Origin of the sequence: Rhodococcus sp. IEGM 1307 (assembly GCF_030056915.1) — a bacterium.
In the GTDB taxonomy this organism is placed as follows: domain Bacteria; phylum Actinomycetota; class Actinomycetes; order Mycobacteriales; family Mycobacteriaceae; genus Rhodococcus_F; species Rhodococcus_F opacus_D.
Map to the genome: position 1 here is coordinate 129,457 of NZ_JASHKW010000013.1, position 25,279 is coordinate 154,735.

Genomic DNA, 25,279 nt, shown 5'->3' on the forward strand with positions numbered 1-25,279 from the left:
TGGAAAACGCACATTGGTGGTGAATCTACAAGCGAACGTTGTACATGGAGGTGATGGCGATGGCGATGGCGAAGTCGGAACCGGGTGGGGCATCGTCCACGAGCGAACAGAGCGTGTCACCCCTCGACCTGCGGCGGCTGACACAGTTCATGGCGGTGGCCGAGCATCAGAACCTCACCCAAGCAGCGGCGCAGATGTTCTTGACCCAGCAAGCTCTCAGCAGCGCCATGCGCCAACTCGAACGAGATCTGGGAGTCGTGCTCTTCGACCGGCGTGGTCGCCATCTGGCGTTGGCCCCGGCCGGGAAGGCACTGAAGGACGGCGCCGGTCCCCTTCTCGCCGCAGCCCGGGCGTTGACTGCCGAAACACGTCGCGTCGCCGCGGGCGCGGCGGAGGAATTCGTAGTCGCGCATACCCCGGCGGTCACGTCCGAGGAGGTCTTCACCCTCGTCGGACCCGTGCGTGCGGCCCTGCCGCAGATGTCGATTACCGCCCGGCAGATGTATCCCGATGCCCTGCATCAAGCATTGATCGACGGAACAATCGATGTGGGACTTCGCCGCGGGGCCACCACCCCGGACGATCTGGCGGCGGCCACGATTTCCTACGATCCGTTACGGATCGCGGTTCGAACCGGCCATCCGCTCGCTGAACGCGTCCAGATCGACCTCGGCGACATCGCCGACCAAACGCTCGTGGTGTGGGCGCCCCCAGGAGTCTCGTTCTACACGGACTTTCTCGTGTCCGCTTGCCGCCGAGCAGGTTTCGAACCCACCCTGGCCGTCAACAAGACACAGGGGACACCCCCGGTGACCGCGGTGGTCGATAACGACTACGTCGCCTTCGTTACCGCCCCCCGGGGAACTGCGCTGGCGGGACAAGTGCAGGTGCTCGACCTCAAGGACCCCCGCTGGTACCGGTACAGGCTCTTTGGCTGCCCCACACCATTTCTGCGCCTCGCACCGTCATGCTCAGCGGGACAAGTGGAAACACCCCACCCGCGGTATCGGGGGCAGATCCCTAGCGGGGTCTGCACGCCTACCGCTGCGTCGAACTGGACGATATGTCGATTCAGGAGTTCGCCCGCCTGTAGCGCGCGGAAGGGCAGTTGTTGTGTTTTCTACGGCTCTCTGGTGAGCACGGTGCGGTGACGTCCCAGTGAGTGTCAGGGTGGGCGTGGCTCCGGCATGTCTGCCGACCCGGTGGCTTGGGTCGGGGAGGTGAGCGGTACCGAGCGCGTGGTGATTTCGACGTCGATGGTGGTTTGGCGGACCTGTCGGCATTCGCTCACCACTTGACCGTCGGTGACTCGGGTGGGAACCGCCGGCAGGCGTGGCAGCGATTCTTCGAGCATCTCGGGCAGGTGGCGGTCATCGAGCCGGGACGGGATGTGGTTGAGGCGGTGGCCGGTCTGGGGTTCGTTGTGGTGTATTTGGCGACCCGGCCGGTCTCGTGCGCGGGGCAGAGCCGGTTGGGGCTGGGGGAGAACGAGTTTCCGCCGGGGCGGGCGTTGCTGTGCCGTGCTCATGGCGATCATCGTGCGGCTGCCGAGGACAAGGCCGGGCATTGTCGGGCGGTCGGGCGGTGGTTGTCGGCGCTCGTCGACGATGAATCCGGGACATTGCAGGGTCTGCGGTCCGGCGGGGTGCGGGCGCATCTGTTCGACGAGATGTCCGGTCTCCGGGTGCGGGAGCTGCGAGCCATACTGACCGCGGAAACAGGCGCCACGCTGACCGATCGTGGGGTGCGCCGGCCACGGGGCCACGGTCGCCGTGGTGCGCCGCATTGCGGACGGGGCGTGGTGGCAGACTGAGGTGGTCCCAGCCGCAGGCAATTTCCTACAATTCTGCCGCTCCTGACATCCGCCGCGTAGCGCATCTCCCGCCGGACTCACTCGGCCTGTGGGTAATCGTCGAGGCCCAGTGCGTGCTGGTGCAACAGTCGGAGAGTGCGACGACATCTGGCGGCACCGCGCCATAGGGCGCTCGTTCCCCGTCGGCCGACAGGCCGTCGAAGAATGAGCGAGAGGCACCCGTGTCGAGTCGTTCCACACCCCTCTACCCTGACACGTATGGTACGCGGTACACTATCGGCACAAGCGGAGGTGATGGACATGCTCGTCGACCGAGATCGGGCACGCGACTCGATCCATGCCCTGTCGGACCCGGACCTCGTCGAGCTGCTGGTCGAGGAGTTCTCCCGCCGACCGGCCCTGCGTCCCGTCCGTGACGACGTGACGGCGCTGCTGTCGATGAGCCCCGCGCTGGCACGTCAACAGGAGCGTGCGGTCGCCAACCCGGCCGCCGCGGCGGTGGCCCGCACGCGGATCGTCGCGTCCGTGCTGAACTCGATCGTCGACCAGCACGAGATGCTCGACTCCACCGCCGTCAGCCGTGTCCTGGGGAGGGCGGCTACCAGCCGCAACACCGCCAGCCGGCTGTCGACGGCCGGCACGGTGATCGCACTGCCGGTATCGGGGCACAAGCTCTACCCCGCCTTCCAGTTCGACGCCGACCGCCGGCAGGTCCGCCCGATCGTCGCCGAGATCAACCGGGCCCTCGGCGCGAAGGACGACCCGTGGGGTGTGGCGTCCTGGTGGCTCAGCCCGACCGACTTCGCCGACGACCCACGATCCCCGGCGGCCCTGGCCGTCGACGGTGGGCACGAGCAGGATCTGCGGGACATGGCCGACGACCTGACGCAGGACTGAACCCGCGTGACCTACCCGGATCCACCCACACCGTTGCCCGCTGCCCTGATCACCACGATCCCCGCCGATACCTCGCTGTGGCGCATTCACAGCGCCACCCGCGGCGCCGCGGAGTTGAACCCCACCGCCCGGCCCCGCGTCAGGGTTGGGGGCCGGTTCGACAGTCTCGACGGCTCCTACGGATACCTGTACCTCGGTGACAGTCCGGCCGCGGCGGTCGCCGAGACGCTCTGCCGCAACCTTCCTGTCGACCAGTCCCCGCGGCTGATCCCGCGGGCGAATATCGCCGGCCGGGTCCTGAGTGAAGTGCGGACCACCCGCACGGTAAAGGTCGTGGATCTGACCGGGACCGGGGCGTCCCGGATCAACGCCGGCGCCTGGTTGTCCAAGTGCGACCCCTCCGGGTATCTGCACACCCGCCGATGGGTCGCCGCGATCCTCGCCGCGAACCCCGATGTCGATGGCGTGCAATACCGGCCGCGGCACGACGAGAACACTCTCGCCTGGATGCTGGCCGATGACCCGGCCGCGCACACTCACCCCGCCGTCACCGCCGTCGGAGGCGTGATCGCGCTCGACTCCGCCGACGGGCACTACCTGTTGGGTGCGATCCTCACCCCGCACAACGCGGCGCTCGGACCCTGAGCCAGCCGCGTTAGCCGCGGCGGGCGCATGTCCTCGGGGTGCTGTTCGGCGGGCGTGCTGCGAGTCTGAGCGCAAGGGTTTCGGTTCGTCGCCGTCGCGGACTCACTTCTGCTGGTTTGCAGTGTCATTCACGTAGAGGACACCGGTCGGCTCGGGAGAATCGACCCTACGACGCCGTGCGGTTCACGGTGACACGATGTTTGCCGGGTGATGCAGCATCCTCGATCGTCGACGCAATCTCGGCGCAGACGGAACGGTCATGCTTGATGCTCAGCCAGCGCAGCAGCATCATTGAGGAGAGGATCGTCGCGATCGGGTTCGCAATACCGAGCCCGGCGGTATCGGGTGCGGCGCCATGCGCGGCTTGGGCCATGGCCCGCGTTTCCGAGGAGTTCAGTGAGGGAGCGATCCCGATCGAGCCGGCCAGTTCCCCGGTCAGGTCGGACAGGAGGTCGCCAAACATGTTCTCGGCAACGATCACATCGAAACTGTCTCCGCGCCGGACGAGGTGGGCGGCGAGCGCGTCGATGTGCTGATGGTCGACGGAAACCTCGGGGTACTGTTCTGCGACCTCGAGGCAGACGTCGCGGAACAGTCCCGTGGTCATGGTCAGCACGTTGGCCTTGTGCGCGATCGTCACCGAACGCCGGCGGCTGCGGGCGATGCGGAACGCCTCGTGGGCGATCCGCTCGCACGCACGGCGAGTGACGACACCGACCGCCATCGCGACATCTGGGGTGGGCATGAACTCACCGGACCCGACGTGCATGTTCCGGTCGGCGTAAAGACCCTCGGTGTTCTCGCGCACCACGACCAGGTCCATCGTCGGTGACACCGCGGTGGTTCCGGTCAGGGCCCGAGCCGGGCGGATGTTGGCGAACATGTCGAACCGTTTGCGGATGGTGCCACCGGGGGTGAGCTGGCTGCGCCACGGCTGCGGGTAGGAGGCGCTGTCGTGTGGACCGAGGATCCATGCATCGAGGTCGTCGAGGGCGGCCAGTGTCGTCGGGGGTATCGGTTCCCCATATGTGGCGATGGCCTCGTGGCCGATCGGCAACCGCTGCCAGGTAATCGCCACCTCGGGGTGCACCGCCACCGCCGCATCGATGACGCTCGCAGCCGCGGGCACGACCTCGGGCCCGATCCCATCGCCGAGCAGAACACCGATGCTCAGCAAAACGGGCTCGCTCATGCAGCGGTGTCCTCGGCCCCGCCGACACCGGTGCTCCGGACCAGCAGCTTCAGCTCGGCGCTGGCGGTGCAGGCGCGGGAGACGTCCACCACGCCGTCGCGTCGGAGTTCGGCGGTCATTCGGGAGAAGCGGCTGATGGCGTCGGCCGCCCGGGCCTGCCACACGCGGATCTGGTCCTCGCCGCCCGTGTCGAGGTCGAGGATTGCCCCGACCAGCTCGTGGTGCCGCTCGGCCAGGTCGTCGCGCACGGTGGCGGCGGCCATCGCATCCCACCAGTTTGTGGTGACGTGATCGTCGAGCCGGCCGGTCAACCAGGTCAGTCCGAGTTCGGAATCCGACCGGGTGTGAATGGCCGCAGCCGTCTCGACAGGGCAGCCGCGATGCTGGGCAGTCTCGATCAGGTCGAAGACCTCGCCGAGGAACCGCAGCCGCTCGGTGGTCTCGGCGATCGTGGTCGGGCGGGGACGACCGGCCAACAACTCGCGAACGCTGGGACGGTACCGGGCGATCTCCGACTCGACATCCAACGGTGCGGGCCGGCGGCGCAGAATCCACGAGGCGGTGTGCTCGATGAAGTGCTGAAGGGTGTGCAGAAGATTCCAACGCTCGACGGCGGTGACGTCGGTGCGCTGTTCGGCGTCCGTCCAGAGCTCGTCGACGTCGAACACGGCACGGACCACAGCGTAGGCCCGTGCGACGGCCGGGGTCTTGACGCCCAGGCGTTCGTCGAGCTGGTAGATCAGGCCGGGGCCGACGTGGTTGATCAGGTCGTCGGCGATCTTCGTCGCCACGATCTCCCGGGCCAACCGATGGTCACGGATTTCCTGGGAGAGCTGCTCCCGGATCTGGGGTGGGAAATAAGCCGACAAGGCCGATGCGAAGACCGGTTCGTCGGGAACCGAGGAATTGAGCAGGTCCTGTTGCACGACGTTCTTCGACTGGGCGAGCAGGACCGCGATCTCGGGGCGGGTGAGCCCGAGCCCGGCCTGCGTCCGCGATACCAACTCTTTCTTCGTCGGTAGTACCTCGGTGGCACGGTTGATGCCGTTGTTGTGTTCGAGATTGTCGATGAGCCGCTCGTGACGGTTCAACAGTTGCGGTGCCTGCGAGGCGGCGAGACTGATGGCCAACGTCTGGCTTTCGCTGTTGCAGAGCACCGCATCGGCGACATCCGGGCGGGAGGCGGACAGGACGGCGTTGCGTTCGGAGTGGTTGATTCGTCCGCTGTGTACGGCGACATCGAGTGCGATCTTGAGGTTGACCTCGAGGTCTGAAGTGGCGACACCGGCAGCGTTATCGATGAAGTCGGCATTGATGCGGCCGCCTCCGAGCGCGTACTCGATGCGTGCCCGCTGGGTGAGACCGAGGTTGCCGCCCTCCCCGATTACCGAGGCGTGCAGCTGCGCGGCATCCACACGCACCGAATCGTTGACCGGATCGGCGGCGTCGGAGTGGGTTTCGGTGGACCCTTTGACGTATGTGCCGATTCCGCCGTTCCACAACAGGTCGACACGGGCGGTCAGGATTGCCTTGATCAGGTCGTTCGGCGAGATCATATTCTGCTGCACACCGAGTAATTCCTGGGCTTGGGGCGAGAGCGAGATCCGCTTGGCGGTGCGCGGCCAGATGCCGGCGCCGGGAGACAGGGCGCCGCGGTCGTAGTGATCCCACGTGGTTCCGGGAAGGGCGAACAGGCGTTGGCGCTCGGCGAACGAGCGTGCCGGATCCGGGTCAGGGTCGATGAAAATGTGCCGATGGTCGAACGCTGCAACCAGCTTGAGAGAGCCCGACAACAGCATCCCGTTGCCGAACACATCACCGGACATGTCGCCGATCCCGACGACAGAGATGGGATCGGCGTCCACATCCACGCCGATCTCGTCGAAGTGCCGGCGCACCGAGACCCAGGCTCCGCGCGCGGTGATGCCCATCGCCTTGTGGTCGTACCCACTCGAGCCGCCGGAGGCGAACGCGTCACCGAGCCAGTACCCGGCGTCGAGGGCAATGTTGTTGGCTAGGTCCGAAAACGACGCGGTTCCCTTATCGGCGGCCACCACGAGGTAGGTGTCGGGGCCGTCGTAGGTGACAGTGCGCTGCGGTGCGACGGTGCGACCATCGACGATGTTGTCGGTGACATCCAACAGGCCGCGGATGAACGTCGTATACGCCTCTGCGGGGCTGATATCCGGGTTCTTGCGAACGAAGGCCCCCTTGGCCCCGACCGGGACGATCGGGGAGTTCTTCACCGTCTGGGTCTTCATCAATCCCAGCACTTCGGTGCGGTAGTCCTCGGGGCGGTCGGAGAACCGCAGCCCACCGCGCGCGACGGCCCCGCTGCGCAGATGGATGCCCTCGACATCGTTGGCGTAGACGTAGATCTCCCGGTAGGGAACGACCGGTCCGGTCAGCGCGAGTTTGCTCGAGTCCAGCTTGAACGAGGAATACGGCTTCGGGGTGCCGGCACCGTCGAGTTGGTACCAGTTGGTGCGCAGGCATGCGGTGACAAACGACTCCAGCGACCGCATGATCCGGTCTTCGTCCAAGGTCGTTGCCGCATCGAGGTGTTCGTGCACGTCGGCAGCGGCATCGGCGATCACCGCATCCCGGTCGTCCAGCTCGGGATCGAACCGTGCCCCGAAATAGCGCACGAGGGACTCGACGAACTCGGTGTGCCGCAGCAGGGTGTCGGTGACATAGTGCTCGGACAACCCCAGCCCGGCCTGGCGGACGAACCGGCTGGCCGCCCGGACGAGCACGATGTCGCGCCAGGACAACCCGGCCGTGAGGATCAGCTTCGCGTAGTCGTCGATCTCGAACCCGTGCAGCGCATGCGCTTCGAATGCCTCCGACACCAGGCTCAGTGACCGGCTCTGCCACACCTGCGGCGCCCGAAAAGTGAACTTGTGCAACGCCGCACTGCCGGACAGATCCGCAGGAAGCGGCAATGTCTCCCGGTCGGCGACACGGAGCCCGAAGTGCTCGAACATCGTGGCGACGTCGGCCAGCAGCGGCGTCGTCCCGGGCCAGAGGATCACCGCTTCGACGGTGCCATCGCGAGCGAGGTCGCACAGGAAGACCATTCGCGGTGTGTCGGAGCGGTCGCTGCTGGTGAGCAACAGCCGTCCGATCGCTTCGTTGACGTCCACAGCCAGTGGTGAGGTCAGTTGATCTGCCGTTGAGGCGCCATTGCCCATTGCAGCTTCCTTCCAACTCGGTCGATGCTGCAAGTGTGCGGCGAGCGGCGCCGAAACCGAGTTAGCCCACTGGGACAATCGCTCGCTCCGATTTGTACAACTCGGCCATGTTCGTCGGTGTGGTGTCGCTCATACAGTCCTCGGTAACCCGACTGAAGGACACGACATGACTGCTGTGCACACACCCGTCGGCGGACCGCAGCTCGAGCAGGTACGCCGCATCGTCACCGAGGTACCCGGACCCCGCTCCGAGGAACTCGCTGCCCGCCGATCCGCCGCCCTTCCGGCGGGGTTGACCAGCGGCGCGGGCATCTACACCGAGGCCGCCGGCGGGGGAGTGCTCGTCGACGTCGACGGCAACTCGTTCATCGACTTCGGCAGCGGTATCGCCGTGACCACCGTCGGCAACGCCGCCCCGCGGGTGGTCGAGCGGGCTTCCCGGCAGCTGGCGAAGTACACGCACACCTGTTTCCTCGCCATCCCGTACGAGCCGTACATCGCGGTGGCCGAGGCGCTCAACCGGCTCACCCCCGGTGATCACGAGAAGCGCACCGCGTTGTTCAACACCGGCAGCGAGGCGGTGGAGAACGCCGTCAAGTACGCGCGGGCGGCCACCGGCCGGCCCGCGGTGGTCACCTTCGATCACGCGTTCCACGGCCGCACCCTGATGACGATGACGATGACGGCGAAGAACCAGCCGTACAAGAGCACCTTCGGCCCGTTCGCGCCCGAGGTGTACCGCGCACCGATGGCCTACCCGTACCGGTGGCCGAGCGGCGCCGAGAACGCGGCCGACGAGGCGTTCACCCAGTTCGAGATGCTCGTCGATTCGCAGATCGGCGCCGACGCGGTGGCCTGCGTCGTGGTCGAACCGATCCAGGGCGAGGGCGGATTCATCGTCCCCGCCGAGGGCTTCCTGCGGCGGATCGCGGACTTCTGCCGGGACCGCGGGATCCTGTTCGTCGCGGACGAGGTGCAGGCCGGCATCGCCCGCACCGGTACCTGGTTCGCCTCCGAGCACGAGGGCGTCGTGCCCGACCTGGTCGTGACCGCGAAGGGCCTGGCCGGCGGGATGCCGCTCGCCGCGGTCACCGGTCGCGCCGACATCATGGACACCGCGCACGCCGGCGGGATCGGCGGCACCTACAGCGGCAACCCCGCCGCCTGCGAAGCCGCGCTCGGCGTCTTCGAGACCATCGAGGAAGACCACCTGCTCGAGCGGGCGCAGACCATCGGCGACCTCATGTTCCGCGAACTGCGCGACATCGCCGCCACCACCGACATCATCGGAGACATCCGCGGCCGCGGCGCCATGGTGGCGATCGAGCTCGTCCAGCCCGGCACCAAGACCCCCAACCGTGAGGCCGTCGCCGCGATCAACCGGTACTGCCTCGCCCACGGCCTGCTCACCCTGACCGCGGGCACCTTCGGCAACGTCCTGCGCTTCCTTCCCCCGCTGTCGATCTCGGACGAACTCCTCCTCGAAGGCTTCTCGGTTCTCCGCGACGCGTTCGCCGCTTTGTAGTACCCCGCACCCGAAGAAGGAACACCATCCCATGACCACCTTGACCGCGCCCCGGAAGACCGGCCCGCTGCGCCCCCTCGAGCTGTTCGGCACCGACCACCTCCTCGACAAGGAGGAACGCGACATCGCCGCCACAGTGCGCAAGTTCGTCGACACCCGTCTGAAGCCGAATGTCGAAGACTGGTTCGAATCCGCCACGCTTCCGAAGGAACTGGCCAAGGAGTTCGGGCAGCTCGGTGTGCTGGGTATGCACCTGGACGGATACGGCTGCGCCGGAACCAATGCCGTCAGCTACGGCCTCGCCTGCCTCGAGCTCGAAGCCGGGGACAGCGGCTTCCGCAGCTTCGTCTCGGTACAGGGCTCGCTATCGATGTTCTCGATCTACCGCTACGGCTCGGAAGAGCAGAAGCAGGAGTGGCTGCCGCGACTGGCCGCCGGCGAGGCGATCGGCTGCTTCGGTCTGACCGAGCCCGACTTCGGCTCCAACCCCGCCGGCATGCGCACCCGGGCCCGCCGCGACGGCAGCGACTGGGTGCTCAACGGCACCAAGATGTGGATCACCAACGGCGGCCTCGCGGACGTCGCCACGATCTGGGCGCAGACCGATGAGGGTGTCCGCGGATTCCTGGTGCCGACCGACACGAAGGGATTCACCGCCAACAACATCCACAAGAAGCTGTCGCTGCGCGCCTCGGTGACCTCCGAGCTCGTGCTCGACAACGTGCGGCTCCCCGAGTCCGCACAGCTGCCCGAGGCCCGCGGCCTGAGCGCACCGCTGTCGTGCCTGAACGAGGCCCGCTTCGGCATCGTGTTCGGGGCCCTGGGCGCAGCCCGGGACAGCCTCGAAGCCGCGATCGACTACGCCGGCTCCCGCGAGGTGTTCGACAAGCCGCTCTCGAGCTTCCAGCTCACCCAGGAGAAGTTCGCCAACATGACCCTCGAGCTCGGTAAGGGCCTGTTGCTGGCACTGCACCTGGGCCGGATGAAGGACAACGGCGGAGTACTGCCGGAGCAGATCAGCCTCGGCAAGCTCAACAACGTCCGCGAGTCCATCGCCATCGCCCGCGAGTGCCGCACGGTGCTCGGCGGCAGCGGCATCACCCTCGAATACCCGCCGCTGCGGCACGCCAACAACCTCGAGTCTGTCCTCACCTACGAGGGCACCAGCGAGATGCACATGCTCTCGATCGGCAAGGCACTGACCGGGCAAGCAGCCTTCCGCTGACCGACCGCGCCCACTCTCGCAAACCAATCCCGCACCAGAGGTGAATCCGACATGACCACACCCGCGCAACTGCGCCATCTCGTCGACGGACAGTGGCTCGACGGCGGCGGCGACACCGTCGCCAGCACCAACCCGGCCGAGCCGAACGTCGTCGTCGCCCAGGGACGACTGGCCGAGACCACGGAACTCGACGGCGCCGTGGCGGCAGCCCAACGGGTCAAGCGAGAGTGGGCGCGCACCCCCGCGCACGAGCGGGGCGCGATCCTCGTCCGTGCCGCGGCCATCGTGGAGAACGCCGCCCAGGACTGGGGCACCGAACTCGCCCGCGAAGAAGGCAAGACCAAACCCGAAGGCATCGGCGAGGTACTGCGCGCGGCCCAGATCCTGCGCTACTACGGCAACGACGCCGACCGCGACGCCGGCGAGGTCTTCTCCTCGCCGCGACGGGGCGAGCGCATCCTGGTCACCCGCAAACCCATCGGCGTGGTCGGTGTCATCACCCCCTTCAACTTCCCGATCGCCATCCCGACCTGGAAGATCGCCCCGGCCCTGACCTACGGCAACACCGTGGTCTGGAAACCGGCCAGCACCGTGCCGCTGCTGGCGATGCGCCTGGCCCAGGCCCTCACCGACGCCGGCCTGCCCGGCGGTGTGTTGAACCTGGTGATCGGGAACGGCGCCGTCGGCAACGGCATCGTCGAACACCCCGGCATCGACGCGATCACCTTCACCGGCTCCACCGGGGTCGGCCGCAAGATCGCCGCCGCCGGCGCCGCCCGCGGGGCCCCGGTGCAGGCGGAGATGGGCGGCAAGAACGCCGCCGTCGTCCTCGGCGACGCCGATCTCGAACTGGCCGCCGAACAGGTGATGTTCGGGGCCTTCCGCTCGACCGGACAGAAATGCACCGCCACCTCCCGGCTGATCGTCACCGACGACATCGCCGAGGACTTCCTCGCCGAACTCGGCAAACGCGCCGACGCGATGAACGTCGGCAACCCCGTTCAGGACGGCACCGAGATGGGACCGGTGGTGAACGCCGCCGCCCGCACCTCGATCCAAGCGGGCATCGATCGCGCCTTCGAACAGGGCGCGCGGCGCATCGCCGGCGGCCACGCATACGCCGAGGGCACCTTGGCAACAGGGTATTTCGTTCCCCCGACCATCCTCGAGCTGCCTTCGCAGTCGCCCGACGTCTGGCGGGAGGAACTGTTCGGCCCCGTACTGGCGGTCCGGCGAGTACGCACCGACGACGAGGCCTTCGCCCTGGCGAACGACAGCGAATTCGGTCTCTCCGCGGCCATCTTCACCCAGGACCTCACCCGCACACTGGACGCCATCGACGACATCGATGTCGGCATCTTGCACATCAACTCCGAATCCGCCGGCGCGGACCCCCACGTCCCGTTCGGCGGCGCGAAGAAGAGCGGATACGGTCCGAAGGAGCAGGGCCGCTCGGCCCGGGAATTCTTCACCCACACCACTACGGTGTACCTGCGCGGCGGGCAGGCGACGATATGAGCCCGGGCGCACTCGACGGCATCGTCGTCGCCGACTTCAGCCGGGTCCTCGCCGGCCCCTACGCCACGATGCTCCTCGGTGACCTCGGTGCCGAGATCATCAAGATCGAACGCCCGGGTACCGGCGATGACACCCGAGCGTGGGGCCCGCCCTTCGACCACGAAGGCAACGCCACCTACTTCAACTCGGTCAACCGCAACAAGACCTCGCTGGTGCTGGATCTGGGCAACGATGACGACCGCGCCCGCGCCCGCGATGTGGTCCGCCGCGCCGATGTCGTGGTCGAAAACTTCCGGGCCGGGACCATGGAGCGGCTCGGCCTCGGCTATGACGACCTGCGAGAGGTCAAGCCGGACCTGATCTATTGCTCGATCACCGGGTTCGGCAATCAGGGCGGCGCCGCGCTGTCCGGCTACGACCTGCTCGTCCAGGCGGTCGGCGGCCTGATGAGCATGACCGGCCCAGAACCGGGCGCCCCGACCAAGGTCGGTGTCGCTCTGGTCGACGTGCTCACCGGGCTGCATGCCTCAACCGGCATTCTCGCTGCCCTGCATCACCGCACCGCGACCGGTGAAGGCCAGCGCGTCGACACCAACCTGCTCTCAGTGCTGCTGTCGTCGCTGGTCAACCAGGCGTCCGGCTACCTCGGTGCCGACAAGATCCCCACGATTCTGGGCAATCGGCATCCCAGCATCGCCCCGTACGAGGTCTTCCCGACCGCCGACCGCCCGATCGCGCTCGCCGTCGGCAACGACAAACAATTCACCCAGCTCTGCGCCGCCCTCGGTGTCCCGGAACTGGCGACCGACGAGAGATTCGAGACCAACACCGCACGGGTGGCCCACCGAGCGCAACTGTTCGACGTCGTCAGCGCCCGCTTCGCGGCCCATGGCGCCGACCATTGGTTCCACACCCTGAGCACCCTGGGAGTGCCCGCCGGGCCGATCAACGACATCGCCGAAGCATTCGACTTCGCCAAGCACCTCGGCCTCGACACCGGCGTCGACGTCCCCGGCAGCAGCACCCCCCAGGTTGCCAACCCGATCTCCCTGTCCCGCACGCCGGTGCAATACCGCAGTGCACCAACACGTCTCGGAAGCGGTCAGGAGGTTCGCGCATGAACATCGATCCGGTCACGCTCACCGATGTGCTCCCCGACGGGGCCCAGCAGGGGATGGGCCCACTGATCACCGTTGTGGTGCCCCTGAACTTTCCCGGCCTGACGACCGAGACCCGTGACCTGATCGTGCGTTTCACCAGCTCTGCGCTGACCACGCTGGTGGAGCTGGGAGCTCGGGTCACCGTCATCGACATCTCCCGCGACGCACCCTTCTCCATCGACGAGGAGACCGCCGGGGTGATGCTGCTCGGTGGGGGAGATGTCGATCCCACCCTCTACGGGCACACCGAGTACGTCGACAACCTCTACGGCGTCGACCGCGGAACCGATGAACGCACCCTGTCCGCGATCGACCTCGGATTCAAGCTCGAGGCACCGATGCTCGGCATCTGCCGCGGCTCCCAGATGATCAACCTCGCCTGCGGTGGAACACTGATCCCGGATCTGGGGGAGGACAATCCGCACCGGGGCGGGGAGGGGGAGCCGATGTTCCTCGACGACACGGTGATCGTCGCCGAAGGCTCTCGGCTCGAACAGATCCTGTCCCGATCCCAGGTGATCGTCCGCAACGGACACCACCAGGCGGTCGGCGCCGTCGGCGAGGGCCTGCGAGTGACCGCCCGGGGCCTCGACGGTGTCGTCGAGGCCGTCGAACACGAGAGCAAATGGATCGTGGGTGTGCAATGGCACCCCGAGGACACCGACGGATCGGCCGAGGACCGCACAGCCCTGTTCCGCGCGTTCGTCCAGCGTTCAACGGCGCACGTTGAGACCAAAAGGCGAAACCGAGCCGAATCCGCGGTGTAAGGAAGTCCAGCACAACTGGATCCCTGGTTGAGGCCGGGCGACGCTCGATCAGCGCGCCCGGCCTCACTCGTGCGCACCTGGACCGAAGAATCTGCGGGGTTGACGGTTTCGCCGCGCCTGGCTGTCCGCCATCGCAGTGGGGGACTGCTGTCGCTACCTGGCGGGATCACCACGGTCGGTGTCCGATGCCCCGGGGCGCCCACCCCGCATTGCGATTGGCGTGTCGGGTCTAGTCCGCCCGGTGAAGCGGTACCAGCGCCCAGGGAGTGGCCCGCACCGGCACTGCCACGCCCGACCGGGCACGGGAGGGGACTTTGGATCCGGTGATGTATTCCGGGTCGTTTCCCACGATGACCCGGCCGTCGGCATTGACCAGGACCAGACCGGACCCCGCGCGGCGCAGCTGCGGCCACAGGGTCGATTCGATACTCGACACCGGAACGTCGGCGCCGGCAATACCGAGGAAGGTTCCATCGCGGAGCCTGACCGGCACCGCGAAGGTGCACACGTACAGGTCGACACCGGTGTAATCGAGATATGGTCCGTACACCCACTTCTCGTTCCGATCCCGCGGTATCACGAACCACTCCATATCGGAATAGTCGTAGTAGTACTCGCTGCGCGGATTGAGGTCGAGTACCAGCCGCTGCGAGGTAGGTCCGTCGCCGCGGTCGGCGCGCCACCATTCGAGGTAGCGCTGCCGATCGGCGAGGCTCCCGTCGGCCATGACCACTCCCGCACCGTTGAACAGCGGGCCGCGGGCAGCGAGTTCGCCGACGACGCTGCTCTTGAGTGATTCGAGGTCCGTCGATCGCGGTGCCGTTCCGTCGGTCTGCAGCCTGGTCCACAGCTCGATGAGGGCATCACCGATCGAGACGAGGGAACCGTAGATCACCTCGACAAGGTCTGTCGCCGCCTCCCCGACCGAGTCGGCCGTTGCCGGCAGCCGCGAGTCATCGACTGGACTCATTCGTTCCTCAGCTCCATACGTAATTTGATCAGGCGGCGAATGTGGGCAGCGCTGTGAGATTCTGCCAATTCCCGCGCGAGATCCGGGTTTTCGGCCTCGATCGCATCCACCAGAACGTGGTGGGTGTCGGCTTCCTCGGCTGGATCGACCGCTACCTGCGGAAGCCAGATCAATGCCGACAACTCAGCTTGCAATCCGACCTCGGTTCGGGTCAACCGTGAGGACTGTGAACTCACGGCGACCTCGATGTGGAAGCGGCTGTCGGCGCGGCGGCACTGAAAGGGCTCGGCGGTCTCCCGCATCCTGGTCACCAGCCCCCGCAGGCGGGTCACATCGGTGCTCAGGCTTCTGCGGGCCGCCAGGGCGGCTGCTGCGCCGGAGACCGCGAAGTGCTCGTCGCCGATGTCGCGCAGCTCTTCCACACTCAGCTGCTGCAGGCGGCTCAGGGAATTGCTCTGGACGATGTCGGCGGACGCTTTGACGAAGCTGCCGCCGCCGCGTCCGCGCTTGGTGTGCACCAGTCCCTGGTTGCGCAACACCGCCAAGGCCTCACGCAGAGTCACCGTGGACACCCCGAGCTGACCGGCGAGGTCCAATTCGGGGGGCAACTGCTCACCGTCGACCATCACACCGAGCCCGATAGCTGCGGAAATGCGCTGCACAACGGCATCCGTGCGAGGGCCACCGCCGTCGAGTGGGGCAAGAACAGCACCGAGGGCAGTCAAGCCTCCAAGCTGGTCGATCGCCACCGCTTACCCCCTGAGGTCGTAGAGCTAACACGATCGTAACCCTGACGCCTTGAACTATGAACTATCACTCTATATGTTTAAGGGGCGGATGTGACCGGCCCCACAAAACCGGACATTCACCCCTCACGGCCCCGCGGTATCCCCGACCGAAAGAACGAGTCCCGTGCCCCAGAAACTTCCCCAGCGTCCTGACGACGCCATTTCCGACGACGACGCCCAACTCGCCGCCCTCGGCTTCGAGTCCGAGTTCAAACGAGACATGAGCCTGTGGGCCAACTTCTCCCTCGGCTTCACCTACCTTTCCCCGGTCGTCGGCATCTACACCGTCTTCGCGATCGCGCTGGTCGCTGCCGGACCGCCGATGATCTGGAGCCTGCTGATCGCCGGTGTCGGCCAGTTCCTGGTGGCCCTGGTCTTCAGCGAGGTCGTCGCACAGTTCCCCGTCGCCGGCGGTGTGTACCCCTGGGCCCGCCGCTTGTGGGGCCGAAAGTGGGCATGGATGACCGGCTGGGTGTACCTATTCGCCCTGCTCGCCACGATCGCCGGCGTCGCCTACGGTGCGGGACCGTTCGTGGCCACCGTGGTCGGGTTCACCCCCTCGGTGACGACCACCATCGTCTGCGCCCTCGCTGTGCTGGTCCTTGCCACGGTCATCAACTTCGGTGGCACCAAGATCCTGGGTTACGCCGCGATCTTCGGCTTTGCCGCCGAACTGGTGGGCGCCCTCGTCGTCGGCATCTGGCTGCTGGTCGCCGAGCGCCACCACGGCCTGGGAGTTCTCTTCGACAGCTTCGGGGCGCAGGGCTCACACAGCTTCCTCTATGCGTTCCTCGCCGCCAGCCTGATCGGCGTCTTCCAGTACTACGGTTTCGAGGCCTGCGGCGACGTCGCCGAGGAAGTCAAGAATCCTGGCATTCAGATCCCGAAGTCCATGCGCCGCACCATCTACATCGGCGGCGCCGCGGCAACCTTCGTGTGTCTGAGCCTGATCCTGTCCGTGGTCGACTTCGGCGCCGTCATCAGCGGTGAGGACCCGGATCCGGTCGCGACCATCCTCAGCGACGCGTTCGGACCGATCGGCGCGAAGATCGTGATCGTCGTCGTGCTGATCTCGTTCGTTTCCTGCGCGCTGAGTCTGCAGGCGGCGGCGAGCCGGTTGATCTACTCCTACGCCCGCGACGGGATGATCGTCGGCAGCCGGCTCTGGTCGAAGTTCGACCACCACCGCGCCGTCCCGCCCTACGCGCTGCTGTTCGTCGCCGTCGTCCCCGGCATCTTGATCGTCGGGTCGGCAGTGTCGACCGACGCCCTGACCAAGCTGATCAGCTTCGGCGCCATCGGCATCTACATCGCCTTCCAAATGGTGGTCTTCGCCGCACTGCGGGCCCGCGTCAAGGGCTGGATCCCGAACGGGAAATACCAGCTGGGCAAGTGGGCCATGCCGGTCAACATCGGCGCCCTCGTCTACGGCGTCGCCGCCATCATCAACATCAGCTGGCCGCGCACTCCCGACGCCGCCTGGTACGACAACTACATCGTCGCCCTGCTGTGCGCCGCGGTCATCGGAAGCGGCCTGCTCTACATGGTCCTCGCCCGTTCCCACAACAACGGAACCGCGCCCTTCGGTGACGCGATCCGCAAGCGTCCCAGTCCCACTCACGCGACTTCTCCCGAACCGCAGCCCGAACCCGCAGGAGCCACCGATGTCCACTGATCAACTGACCGACGCGCCGTTTCTGAACCTGGCCGACCCCACCTTCTCGGTGCAGTCCGATGCCGTCCGTCAGGCACGCGAGGCCAGCTGGTTCGCCCACACCAGCTATGGACTCGCCGTCCTGCGCTACGACGAGGTCAGCAAGCTGATGAAAGACCGGCGCCTGCGGCAGGGAAGCTGGGCGTGGCCGGCGCACAACGGAGTCAACGAAGGCCCGTTCGCGCACTGGTGGTCGAGTGCACTGCTCAACCTCGAGGGCGACGACCACCATCGTCTGCGTCGACTGATGAACCCCGCGTTCTCCCCGAAACTGATCGGCGGCCTGGTTCCTAGGTTCCAGGCGCTTGCGAACGAGCTGATCGACGACTTCCACGAGCGCGGCCGCTGCGACTTCGCCTCCGAGTTCGCCGAGCCCTACGCGGCCCGCGTCATCGCGATCATGCTCGGTATCCCCGAGGGTGAATGGAAGAAGATCGCCGCCTGGTCCAACGACATCGGGCTGGCCCTGGGCGTCACACTCAAGCAGGACCTCGCCAAGGTCGAGGCCGCACTCGAAGGGCTCTACGAGTACGCCGACGAACTGATCGCCGACCGGCGCACGAACCCGGGCGACGACTTCGTCAGCCGACTCGTCCTCGCCGAACGCGACGGTGAACACCTCAGCCACGACGAGCTGCGCGTGTCGCTGGTCCTGCTGATCTTCGGCGGGATGGACACCACCCGCAACCAGCTGGGCCTGGCCCTGCAAACGTTCATGAAGTACCCGGACCAGTGGAAGCTGCTCGCCGAACGCCCCGAGCTGGGCAAGGCGGCGGTGGAAGAGGTCATGCGCGTCAGCCCGACCGTCACCTGGGTGACCCGCGAAGCGCTCGAAGACTTCGAGTACCAGGGCCTCGAGATCAAGGCCGGCACTACCATCCACCTGCTGTCCGAATCCGCCGGTACCGACCCGCGAGTGATCGAGGGCGAGCCCTTCGACCTGACCGCGGAGCGGGTGCCGCACTTCGGTTTCGGTGGCGGCGCGCATCACTGCCTCGGCCACTTCGTCGCCCGCAGCGACATGAGCGAGGCACTGCCCCTGCTGGCCCAGCGGCTGAAGAACCCGACCATCGACGGTATCGCCACCTGGCTGCCGCTCAGCGGCAACACCGGCCCGATCTTCCTGCCGATCGCGTTCGAGCGCGGTTGACACGCACCACCATCACTTCGTTTTCGGTAAGAGAGGTAAAAGAAATGGACGTTCGCGTCGACTACGGAATGTGCCAGGACCACGGGCAGTGCGCCATCGCCGCGCCCAAGGTCTTCCAGATGGATGACGACGGGAAGCTCGTCTACGACAAGCACCCCGACGACTCCCAGCGCGGCGAGGTGGAAGAGGCCGCCGACGTCTGCCCCGTGCAAGCGATCTTCCTCGACGAGAGCTGAACCGATGCCCTCGCACGTGGTCATCGTCGGTGGATCGATGGGCGGTCTCCGCGCAGCCGAACAGCTGATCGCGAACAAGTTCGACGGAATCGTCACCATCGTCGGCGACGAAAAGCACATGCCGTACAACCGCCCGCCCCTGTCGAAGGACGTGCTCGCCGCCGAACGCGACGAACAGAACTCCACCCTCGACCACTGGCATTCCTCGGTTGCCTTCCGACAGCGCAAGAGCATCGCCGACGTTCGCTGGCGACTCGGATCCCCCGCCGTCTCCAGCGACCTGACGGCCAAGACCCTCACCCTCGCCGACGGTGAGGTACTGCACTACGACGGATTGGTCGTCGCCACGGGCCTGCGCCCCCGGCGTCTGGACCTGCTCGGCCCACAGTCCGGGCGACACGTCATCCGCACCCTCGACGACGCCATCGGACTGCGCGCCGAGCTGCAACCGGGAACCCGGGTGATCGTCGTCGGCGGCGGATTCATCGGCTGCGAGACCGCAGCAACCGCCCGCAAACTCGGGTGTGAGGTGCACATCGTCGAGCCGATGGCCGCCCCGATGATCCGCCCCCTCGGGGAGGAATTCGGCAATGCACTGCGCAGAGTCCACGAAGCTTCAGGCGTGCACGTCCACACCGGGGTGTCGGTCGAAGAAACGGTGGGCGGCGCCGATGATCCCAGCCGATTGTCCGCGGTGATCCTGACCGACGGCACCCGGCTCGGCGCCGACGTGCTGATCGAATCGGTCGGCTCGCACCCGAACGTCGAATGGCTCGACGGCAACGACCTCGATCTGAGCAACGGTGTCCTGTGCGACAACCACATGCGCGTCGAATCCCGCCCCGACGTCGTCGCCGTCGGCGACATCGCCCGGTTCCCCGACCCCGCCACCGGGAACATCCCGCGGCGCATCGAACACTGGTGCATCCCCACCGACACCGCCAAACGCGCCGCCGCCACCCTCATCGCACATCTGAGCGACGAACCGGGCCCGGACGCCCCCTTCTCCCCGCTGCCTTCATTCTGGAGCGACCAGTTCGGGCTCCGGCTGCAGGGCTACGGCTCACCCGGCGACGCCGACCACATCTCGGTGCTCGAGGGGGACCTGGCGGCGCCGGTCGATCAGGATCCGTCCGCCTTGGACGGCACTGTGGTCGGCTACTACCAGGGCAGCCGGCTGGTCGGAGTGGTCATGCTCTCGCCCTCGCCGGTCACCGCCCGCAAGTATCGCGAGGCCGTCGAAACCTCCCGCACCACCGTCCTCACAGCTTGACCCCGCGACCTACTTACACCACGAGGAGACATCCGATGACGTCATTGGATCAGCACCGAGAACTCAATTCGTCGGATGCCCGCATCGCAGACATCGCAAAGCAGATGACCTCTGCCGGTGTCGAATACATCTACTACCAGGTCGTGACCCTCACCGGCCGCACCGTCGCCAAGGTGGTCCCCGCCCGGCACCTGCGCCGCAACCTGGTCAAGGGCGTGCAGTTCCACCGCACCGCCATGGTCGACCTGCACACTGACCGCACCGGACAGCTGCTCGGTGGCGGTGTCGACGCGGCCGAGTTCACCGCAATCCCAGATCTGGACACTTTCGCGGTACTGCCCTGGGACACCACCGTCGCCCGGTTCTTCTGCACCACCTACGAACCCGACCACATCCCCGAGGTCGGTGGCGACTACCTCGCCACCGACACCCGCAGCACCCTCATCCGGGCACACAACCAGTTCACCGCCGACACCGGTCTGGTCCTCAAGAGCGGCTGCGAACCGGAAATGACCTGGCTCGGGGAAAGTGTCGAGGTCAAGGTCCGGCCGGGCGGCAGCGCCGCCTACCAGACCGCGAACCTCGAACTGATGCGCCCGATCTACCAGAGCATCATGACCTACGCCCACGCCCTCGGGTTCGACATGATCGAGGGAGACTACGAAGATCCCGGGCAGCTCGAGCTGAACTGGCAATTCGACCGGTGCACCGACACCGCCGATCGCCTGATCACCTACCGGCAGATCTGCCACCAGGTCGCCAAAGAACACGGGGTGATCGCCAGCTTCATGCCCAAGCCCGCGACCGGCTCCATGGGCAACGGCTGCCACCACAACGTCAGCCTGTGGAACGGCGACGAGAACGTCCTCGAAGAGCCGGGTCGCCGCGAACTGCACCTGAGCAAGATCGGCCAGCACGCCCTCGGAGGCATGCTCGCCCACGCCTCCGGATCGATCGCGATCATGGCCTCGACGGTCAACTCCTACAAGCGATTCTGGGACGGCGGCCAGTTCGCCCCGACCGCCGTGAACTGGGGCATGGACAACAAGACCTGCACCGTCCGGCTCTCCGCCGTCGGCCGGCTCGAGTACAAGATCCCCGACGCCAGCGTCAACCCCTACCTCTCCCACACCGTGCTGCTCGCCGCCATCAAGGACGGCATCGACAACGCCACTGACCCGGGTGACCCCCAGGTCGGTAGCAGCTACGGCGACGACACCTACGAAACGTTGCCACTCACACTCGGAGACGCGGTGAAGGCCTTCAACGACAACGACGTCATCCGAGGCAGCCTCGCCCCCGAACTGGCCGACCAGTACTCGGCCGTGAAATTCGACGAATGGGCCCGCGCCTGCGGCGCCGTGACCGACTTCGACCGCGACATGTACCTGGAGTTCCTGTGACCAACGAACTGAGACTGATCTGCGTCGACCTGCCCGCACCCCCGCTGTTCGACAAGGCGGCCTCCGACGGCACCCGCACCGGTTACGAACCCTCAGCCGCCGAACTGGTCGCCGGCGTGCTCGGTAAGACGGTGCGCTGGGTCGTCACCTCCTGGAGCGACATGGTTCCCGCCCTGCAGGAAGGCCGGGGCGACGGCATCTGGTGCGGCCAGGGCATCACCCCCAGTCGGGCGGAGTTGGTCGACTTCACCCGCCCCTACGCCATCTTTGACGAATCGGTACTCGTTCTCGCGGACAGCGGCATCGGCTCCGAACGCGACCTGGCCGGAAAGCGAGTCGGGGCGATTGCCGGCAGCACGAACCTCGCCCTCGCCGAAACCTTCCCCGACGTCACCACCGTGCCCTTCGGCGGCGCCACCGACGATGTGCTCGGGGACATGGTCCAGGCCCTGCGCAACGGCGAGGTCGACGCCGTCGTCGACGACGATGTCGCCCTCGTACCGCTCGGGGAGCAGGCCGATCTGTCGGTCGCGTTTACCGTCGCCACCCGCAACCGGTGGGGTGTCTCGGTCGCCAAGGGCAACGACGCGCTCCGGACCGACCTCGACGCCGCCCTGAACAAGGTCATCGCCGACGGCTCGCTCGCGGCGCAGTGGGCACGGTGGATGCCCACGCTGCCCTTCCCGCTCGCCGCCGATGAGTGAGACCGACGGCCACGCCCGGCCGCTGATCGCCGTCCCCGGCATTCGCTCCGCCTCCATTGCCGGTCTGCGACGCTCCGGAACGGTCGCCGCCGACAAGATCCTCGAGGCGATCTTCCGGGCCGGGGGCGACCCGGTCATCGTGCCCCCGGGGCCCGGAATCACCCACCGTCTGGCACCCTTCGACGGTGTGGTCCTGCCCGGCGGCGCCGACCTCGACCCTGCCACCTACGGCGCCGAACGTGACCCCCGCACGGAGGCATCGGATCCGGTGCAGGATGAATTCGATCTGACCACGGCGCGGGCAGTGATCGAGCTTGAACTGCCCTTCCTCGCGATCTGCCGCGGCATGCAAGTGGTCAACGTGGCGCTCGGCGGCACCCTGGACCAGCACCTACCCGACAGCCACATCTGGCATCGCGAATGCATGCACCAGGTCTGGATGGAATCGGGCTCGGCGGTCGCACAAGCGATGGGCGGGAACGTCGTCGAGGTCTCTTCCTATCACCACCAGGCTGTCGACAGGCTCGGAGCCGGGCTGCAGGTCGTGGGACGCGCCGAGGACGGCTGCATCGAGGTACTCGAGCACGAAAGTGCCCCGATGCTCGGCGTGCAGTGGCACCCCGAAGACAACGCCGACACCGCACCGCACCAGCAAGCACTGTTCGACGCCACGGTCGAGCGCGCGCGACTCGCCCAGGCACGACGCGACGAACTCGGCCACGCCCTCGTCCGAACGAAGGAGAACTGACCATGACCGCCACCGTGCCCACCGAGGTGGACCGCCTGCTCGAGACGGCCCGGAGCCTGACTCTGCGAACCGATGCCTTCATCGACGGCACATTCGTGCCCGCCCTCGCCGGCAGACGCTTCGACTGCATCTCACCCCGCGACGGCCGGGTCCTGACCACCATCGCCGAAGGCGACCGCGAGGACATCGACCGTGCCGTCCGGTCCGCGCGTCGCGCCTTCGAAGACGGCCGCTGGGCCAAGCAACATCCCCGCGACCGCCGCCGAGTGCTGCAGGCCCTCGCGCGGCTGATCGAGCAGCACGCCGACGAACTCGCCCTGCTCGAGTCGCTGGACATGGGCAAGCCGGTCGCCGACGCCCGCGCCGTCGACATCCGGGTCACGGTGCAGTGCTTCGACTTCTACGCCGAAGCGATCGACAAGCGCTACGACGAGGTCGCCCCGACCGACAGCACCACCTTCGCGACCATCACCCGCGAGCCCTACGGTGTGGTCGCCGCGATCGTGCCGTGGAACTTCCCGCTCATGCTCGCGGCCTGGAAACTCGCCCCCGCCCTCGCGGTCGGCAACAGCGTTGTCCTCAAACCGGCCGAAGCGTCGTCGCTGACCGCGATCAGGCTCGCCGAGCTCGCCGCCGAGGCCGGCCTGCCCGACGGCGTCCTCAACGTAGTCCCCGGTTTCGGTGCCACCGCCGGGGCCGCGCTCGGTCTTCATCCCGACATCGATGCGATCACCTTCACCGGCTCCGGTCCGGTCGGGCGGACCCTGCTGCGCGCGTCCGCCGATTCGAACCTGAAAGAGGTCTCCCTCGAACTCGGCGGGAAGAGCGCCCAATTGGTTCTCGAGGACGCCACCGAACTCGACAACATCGCAGCATCCGTTGCGAGTGGGATCTTCTTCAACCAAGGGGAAGTCTGCTCGGCCGGGTCCCGGCTCGTCGTTCATCGCTCCCGCAAGGACGAACTCATCGAGCACCTGCTCCGGGCCTCCGCCAAGATGACAGTCGGTGATCCCCTGGACCCGCGGACGTCCGTCGGCGCACTGGTGGAGGAAAAGCACCTGCACCGCGTCCTCGGATACATTGCAACAGCCACCGACGAGGGCGCGACCACCCTCACCGGCGGCGCGCAGGCACGCATCGATTCCGGTGGGTACTACGTCGAACCGACGATCTTCGACAACGTCACCCCGGAGATGACGATTGCAAACGAGGAAGTGTTCGGCCCGGTGCTCTCCGTCCTGACCTTCGACGACATCGACGAGGGTGTGCGGATCGCGAACAGTACGCAATACGGCCTCGCCGCGGCGGTCTGGACCACCAGCCTGTCGAACGCGCACCTCGTCTCTCGCGCGCTGTGCGCGGGAACGGTGTGGGTCAACAACTACGACGGCAGCGACATCACCGTCCCGTTCGGGGGATACAAGCAGTCGGGGTTCGGTGCCCACGACAAATCGCTCCACGCGCTCGACAAGTACACCACGCTCAAGAGCACCTGGATGAAGTTGTAGAACCGAGTTCCGGCCGGGGATGCACGCCGCCACCGTCGTCGGCGTGCATCCCCTACCAAACCTTCCCCACCGACACCGCCCCCAGCACCATGCCGCCCACACCAAGCCAGTTTATGAAATGGTGAAATGCACGGAAACCGCTCCAACCGAACGGAATTCGCGTGACCAACATCATGGCGATCGGCGCGAGATCCGAATTCCTTCGATACCTGCACCAGGCACTGGGTCACCATGGCCACAATCTGGCGACCTCCGTACCGGGAGACCACGCTGTCCGGGCCGTGACCTCCCTGCATCCCGATGTCATCCTGCTGGACTGGAGTTCCACCGACCGAATCGCATTGGGCCAGCTCGAACAACTGCGAGCCTGGACCCGGGCGCCGGTCGTTGTTCTCTCCGACAACGACGAGGTCGGCGCCATGGTCGACGCGTTCGATCACGGCGCCTACGACTACATGACCAAGCCGTGCGCAATCAGCGAACTTGCTGCCCGCCTGCACGCTGCGTACCGCCGTCGCCCACCCCGCCCACCGGTAGACCCCGTCATCGACGCCGCCTCGTTCTCGGTCGACATCGGCGCACAGACCGTGACCAGAGACGGACAGCGCGTTGCACTGACCGCCACGGAATGGAAACTCCTCGAAGTTCTGCTCAGGCACCGGGGGGCGACCGTGAGCTCCCGCACCCTGCTCTGCGCCGTATGGGGGCCTGCGTATACCCACGAAGCGCACTACGTGCGCATATATTTGCACCGCCTCCGGCAGAAGCTCGAGCGCGACCCGAACCACCCGCGGCACCTCGTGACCCAGGCCCGCAAGGGTTACCGGTTCGTCCCCTGACACACGACCG

General features: G+C 66.8%; 21 protein-coding genes and 1 pseudogene. 18 read left to right on the forward strand and 4 right to left on the reverse strand.

Translation table 11 applies throughout. The annotated features are described in order from the left end of the window. The first annotated feature begins 65 nt into the window (after positions 1–65). From QM841_RS24865 to QM841_RS24880, 4 genes and pseudogenes are all read left to right on the forward strand, one after another. Positions 66–1,024, forward strand: a pseudogene (locus tag QM841_RS24865) (LysR family transcriptional regulator). 270 nt (positions 1,025–1,294) lie between these two features. Further along, positions 1,295–1,813 carry a hypothetical protein gene (locus QM841_RS24870; protein WP_283334127.1) on the forward strand — a complete coding sequence of 173 codons (519 nt, stop codon included), beginning with the start codon at positions 1,295–1,297 and terminating at the stop codon, positions 1,811–1,813. Between the two features lie 300 nt (positions 1,814–2,113). Next, the gene (locus tag QM841_RS24875) at positions 2,114–2,710 is read left to right on the forward strand and encodes a hypothetical protein (protein ID WP_283334129.1); all 597 of its coding nucleotides are present in this window, start codon (positions 2,114–2,116) and stop codon (positions 2,708–2,710) included. Positions 2,711–2,716: 6 nt separating this feature from the next. Further along, the gene (locus tag QM841_RS24880) at positions 2,717–3,355 is read left to right on the forward strand and encodes an RES family NAD+ phosphorylase (protein ID WP_283334131.1); all 639 of its coding nucleotides are present in this window, start codon (positions 2,717–2,719) and stop codon (positions 3,353–3,355) included. A gap of 166 nt (positions 3,356–3,521) precedes the next feature. Here the strand turns inward: QM841_RS24880 and QM841_RS24885 are convergent, their stop codons facing one another. Further along, on the reverse strand, positions 3,522–4,547 hold the full coding sequence (locus QM841_RS24885) for an isocitrate/isopropylmalate dehydrogenase family protein (protein WP_283334133.1): 1,026 nt from the start codon (positions 4,545–4,547) through the stop codon (positions 3,522–3,524). Further along, on the reverse strand, positions 4,544–7,741 hold the full coding sequence (locus QM841_RS24890) for an NAD-glutamate dehydrogenase domain-containing protein (protein WP_283334135.1): 3,198 nt from the start codon (positions 7,739–7,741) through the stop codon (positions 4,544–4,546). Before QM841_RS24890 ends, QM841_RS24885 begins: the two co-directional genes overlap by 4 nt. Positions 7,742–7,907: 166 nt before the next feature. On the opposite strand from QM841_RS24890, the gene gabT reads away from it, so the two are divergent. From gabT to QM841_RS24915, 5 genes are read left to right on the forward strand one after another with little or no spacing between them, the layout of a single operon-like run. Then, entirely contained in the window at positions 7,908–9,266 is a 1,359-nt protein-coding gene (gene gabT / locus QM841_RS24895) for a 4-aminobutyrate--2-oxoglutarate transaminase (protein ID WP_280784202.1), read from the forward strand. A gap of 31 nt (positions 9,267–9,297) precedes the next feature. Further along, positions 9,298–10,491: an acyl-CoA dehydrogenase family protein gene (locus QM841_RS24900; protein WP_283334137.1), complete on the forward strand. Its 1,194-nt coding sequence runs from the start codon at positions 9,298–9,300 to the stop codon at positions 10,489–10,491. Positions 10,492–10,542: 51 nt separating this feature from the next. Further along, entirely contained in the window at positions 10,543–12,009 is a 1,467-nt protein-coding gene (locus QM841_RS24905; RefSeq protein WP_283334139.1) for an aldehyde dehydrogenase family protein, read from the forward strand. Beyond that, complete coding sequence (locus tag QM841_RS24910) at positions 12,006–13,130, forward strand: CaiB/BaiF CoA transferase family protein (protein ID WP_283334140.1); 1,125 nt, start codon at positions 12,006–12,008, stop codon at positions 13,128–13,130. Before QM841_RS24905 ends, QM841_RS24910 begins: the two co-directional genes overlap by 4 nt. Then, positions 13,127–13,936 carry a gamma-glutamyl-gamma-aminobutyrate hydrolase family protein gene (locus tag QM841_RS24915; RefSeq protein WP_283334141.1) on the forward strand — a complete coding sequence of 270 codons (810 nt, stop codon included), beginning with the start codon at positions 13,127–13,129 and terminating at the stop codon, positions 13,934–13,936. Before QM841_RS24910 ends, QM841_RS24915 begins: the two co-directional genes overlap by 4 nt. 229 nt (positions 13,937–14,165) lie before the next feature. Here the strand turns inward: QM841_RS24915 and QM841_RS24920 are convergent, their stop codons facing one another. Together QM841_RS24920 and QM841_RS24925 are read right to left on the reverse strand one after the other, a co-directional pair. After that, positions 14,166–14,906, reverse strand: coding sequence for a cache domain-containing protein (locus QM841_RS24920; protein ID WP_283334142.1), 741 nt, complete (start codon positions 14,904–14,906; stop codon positions 14,166–14,168). Continuing rightward, complete coding sequence (locus QM841_RS24925) at positions 14,903–15,655, reverse strand: FadR/GntR family transcriptional regulator (protein WP_280784208.1); 753 nt, start codon at positions 15,653–15,655, stop codon at positions 14,903–14,905. The genes QM841_RS24920 and QM841_RS24925 overlap by 4 nt, the downstream gene beginning before the upstream one ends. Positions 15,656–15,818: 163 nt before the next feature. Between QM841_RS24925 and QM841_RS24930 the strand changes: the two genes are divergently transcribed. The 9 genes from QM841_RS24930 to QM841_RS24970 all read left to right on the forward strand — a co-directional run bounded on the left by QM841_RS24930 (position 15,819) and on the right by QM841_RS24970 (position 25,269). Beyond that, entirely contained in the window at positions 15,819–17,369 is a 1,551-nt protein-coding gene (locus QM841_RS24930; RefSeq protein ID WP_283334143.1) for an APC family permease, read from the forward strand. Further along, on the forward strand, positions 17,359–18,558 hold the full coding sequence (locus QM841_RS24935; protein ID WP_283334144.1) for a cytochrome P450: 1,200 nt from the start codon (positions 17,359–17,361) through the stop codon (positions 18,556–18,558). The genes QM841_RS24930 and QM841_RS24935 overlap by 11 nt, the downstream gene beginning before the upstream one ends. Before the next feature lie 44 nt (positions 18,559–18,602). Then, positions 18,603–18,794 (forward strand): ferredoxin, encoded by a 192-nt coding sequence (locus QM841_RS24940; RefSeq protein WP_280784211.1) that lies wholly within the window; start codon positions 18,603–18,605, stop codon positions 18,792–18,794. A gap of 4 nt (positions 18,795–18,798) precedes the next feature. After that, a complete protein-coding gene (locus tag QM841_RS24945) occupies positions 18,799–20,067 on the forward strand; it encodes an NAD(P)/FAD-dependent oxidoreductase (RefSeq protein ID WP_283334145.1) in 1,269 nt (422 codons plus the stop codon). A gap of 35 nt (positions 20,068–20,102) precedes the next feature. Then, entirely contained in the window at positions 20,103–21,470 is a 1,368-nt protein-coding gene (locus tag QM841_RS24950) for a glutamine synthetase family protein (RefSeq protein ID WP_283334146.1), read from the forward strand. Beyond that, complete coding sequence (locus tag QM841_RS24955; protein WP_283334147.1) at positions 21,467–22,174, forward strand: ABC transporter substrate-binding protein; 708 nt, start codon at positions 21,467–21,469, stop codon at positions 22,172–22,174. The genes QM841_RS24950 and QM841_RS24955 overlap by 4 nt, the downstream gene beginning before the upstream one ends. Beyond that, positions 22,167–22,922: a gamma-glutamyl-gamma-aminobutyrate hydrolase family protein gene (locus tag QM841_RS24960; RefSeq protein ID WP_283334148.1), complete on the forward strand. Its 756-nt coding sequence runs from the start codon at positions 22,167–22,169 to the stop codon at positions 22,920–22,922. Before QM841_RS24955 ends, QM841_RS24960 begins: the two co-directional genes overlap by 8 nt. Positions 22,923–22,924: 2 nt before the next feature. Then, positions 22,925–24,430 carry an aldehyde dehydrogenase gene (locus QM841_RS24965; RefSeq protein ID WP_283334149.1) on the forward strand — a complete coding sequence of 502 codons (1,506 nt, stop codon included), beginning with the start codon at positions 22,925–22,927 and terminating at the stop codon, positions 24,428–24,430. A gap of 161 nt (positions 24,431–24,591) precedes the next feature. Then, entirely contained in the window at positions 24,592–25,269 is a 678-nt protein-coding gene (locus QM841_RS24970; protein ID WP_283334150.1) for a winged helix-turn-helix domain-containing protein, read from the forward strand. Positions 25,270–25,279 lie beyond the last annotated feature (10 nt).

Coding starts and splice junctions, on each gene's coding strand:
- QM841_RS24915 (WP_283334141.1), top strand. CDS start 13,127: ATGAACATCGATCCGGTCACGCTCACCGATGTGCTCCCCGACGGGGCC.
- gabT (WP_280784202.1), top strand. CDS start 7,908: ATGACTGCTGTGCACACACCCGTCGGCGGACCGCAGCTCGAGCAGGTA.
- QM841_RS24965 (WP_283334149.1), top strand. CDS start 22,925: ATGACCGCCACCGTGCCCACCGAGGTGGACCGCCTGCTCGAGACGGCC.
- QM841_RS24940 (WP_280784211.1), top strand. CDS start 18,603: ATGGACGTTCGCGTCGACTACGGAATGTGCCAGGACCACGGGCAGTGC.
- QM841_RS24905 (WP_283334139.1), top strand. CDS start 10,543: ATGACCACACCCGCGCAACTGCGCCATCTCGTCGACGGACAGTGGCTC.
- QM841_RS24900 (WP_283334137.1), top strand. CDS start 9,298: ATGACCACCTTGACCGCGCCCCGGAAGACCGGCCCGCTGCGCCCCCTC.
- QM841_RS24910 (WP_283334140.1), top strand. CDS start 12,006: ATGAGCCCGGGCGCACTCGACGGCATCGTCGTCGCCGACTTCAGCCGG.
- QM841_RS24960 (WP_283334148.1), top strand. CDS start 22,167: ATGAGTGAGACCGACGGCCACGCCCGGCCGCTGATCGCCGTCCCCGGC.
- QM841_RS24935 (WP_283334144.1), top strand. CDS start 17,359: ATGTCCACTGATCAACTGACCGACGCGCCGTTTCTGAACCTGGCCGAC.
- QM841_RS24920 (WP_283334142.1), bottom strand. CDS start 14,906: ATGAGTCCAGTCGATGACTCGCGGCTGCCGGCAACGGCCGACTCGGTC.
- QM841_RS24885 (WP_283334133.1), bottom strand. CDS start 4,547: ATGAGCGAGCCCGTTTTGCTGAGCATCGGTGTTCTGCTCGGCGATGGG.
- QM841_RS24950 (WP_283334146.1), top strand. CDS start 20,103: ATGACGTCATTGGATCAGCACCGAGAACTCAATTCGTCGGATGCCCGC.
- QM841_RS24890 (WP_283334135.1), bottom strand. CDS start 7,741: ATGGGCAATGGCGCCTCAACGGCAGATCAACTGACCTCACCACTGGCT.
- QM841_RS24945 (WP_283334145.1), top strand. CDS start 18,799: ATGCCCTCGCACGTGGTCATCGTCGGTGGATCGATGGGCGGTCTCCGC.
- QM841_RS24875 (WP_283334129.1), top strand. CDS start 2,114: ATGCTCGTCGACCGAGATCGGGCACGCGACTCGATCCATGCCCTGTCG.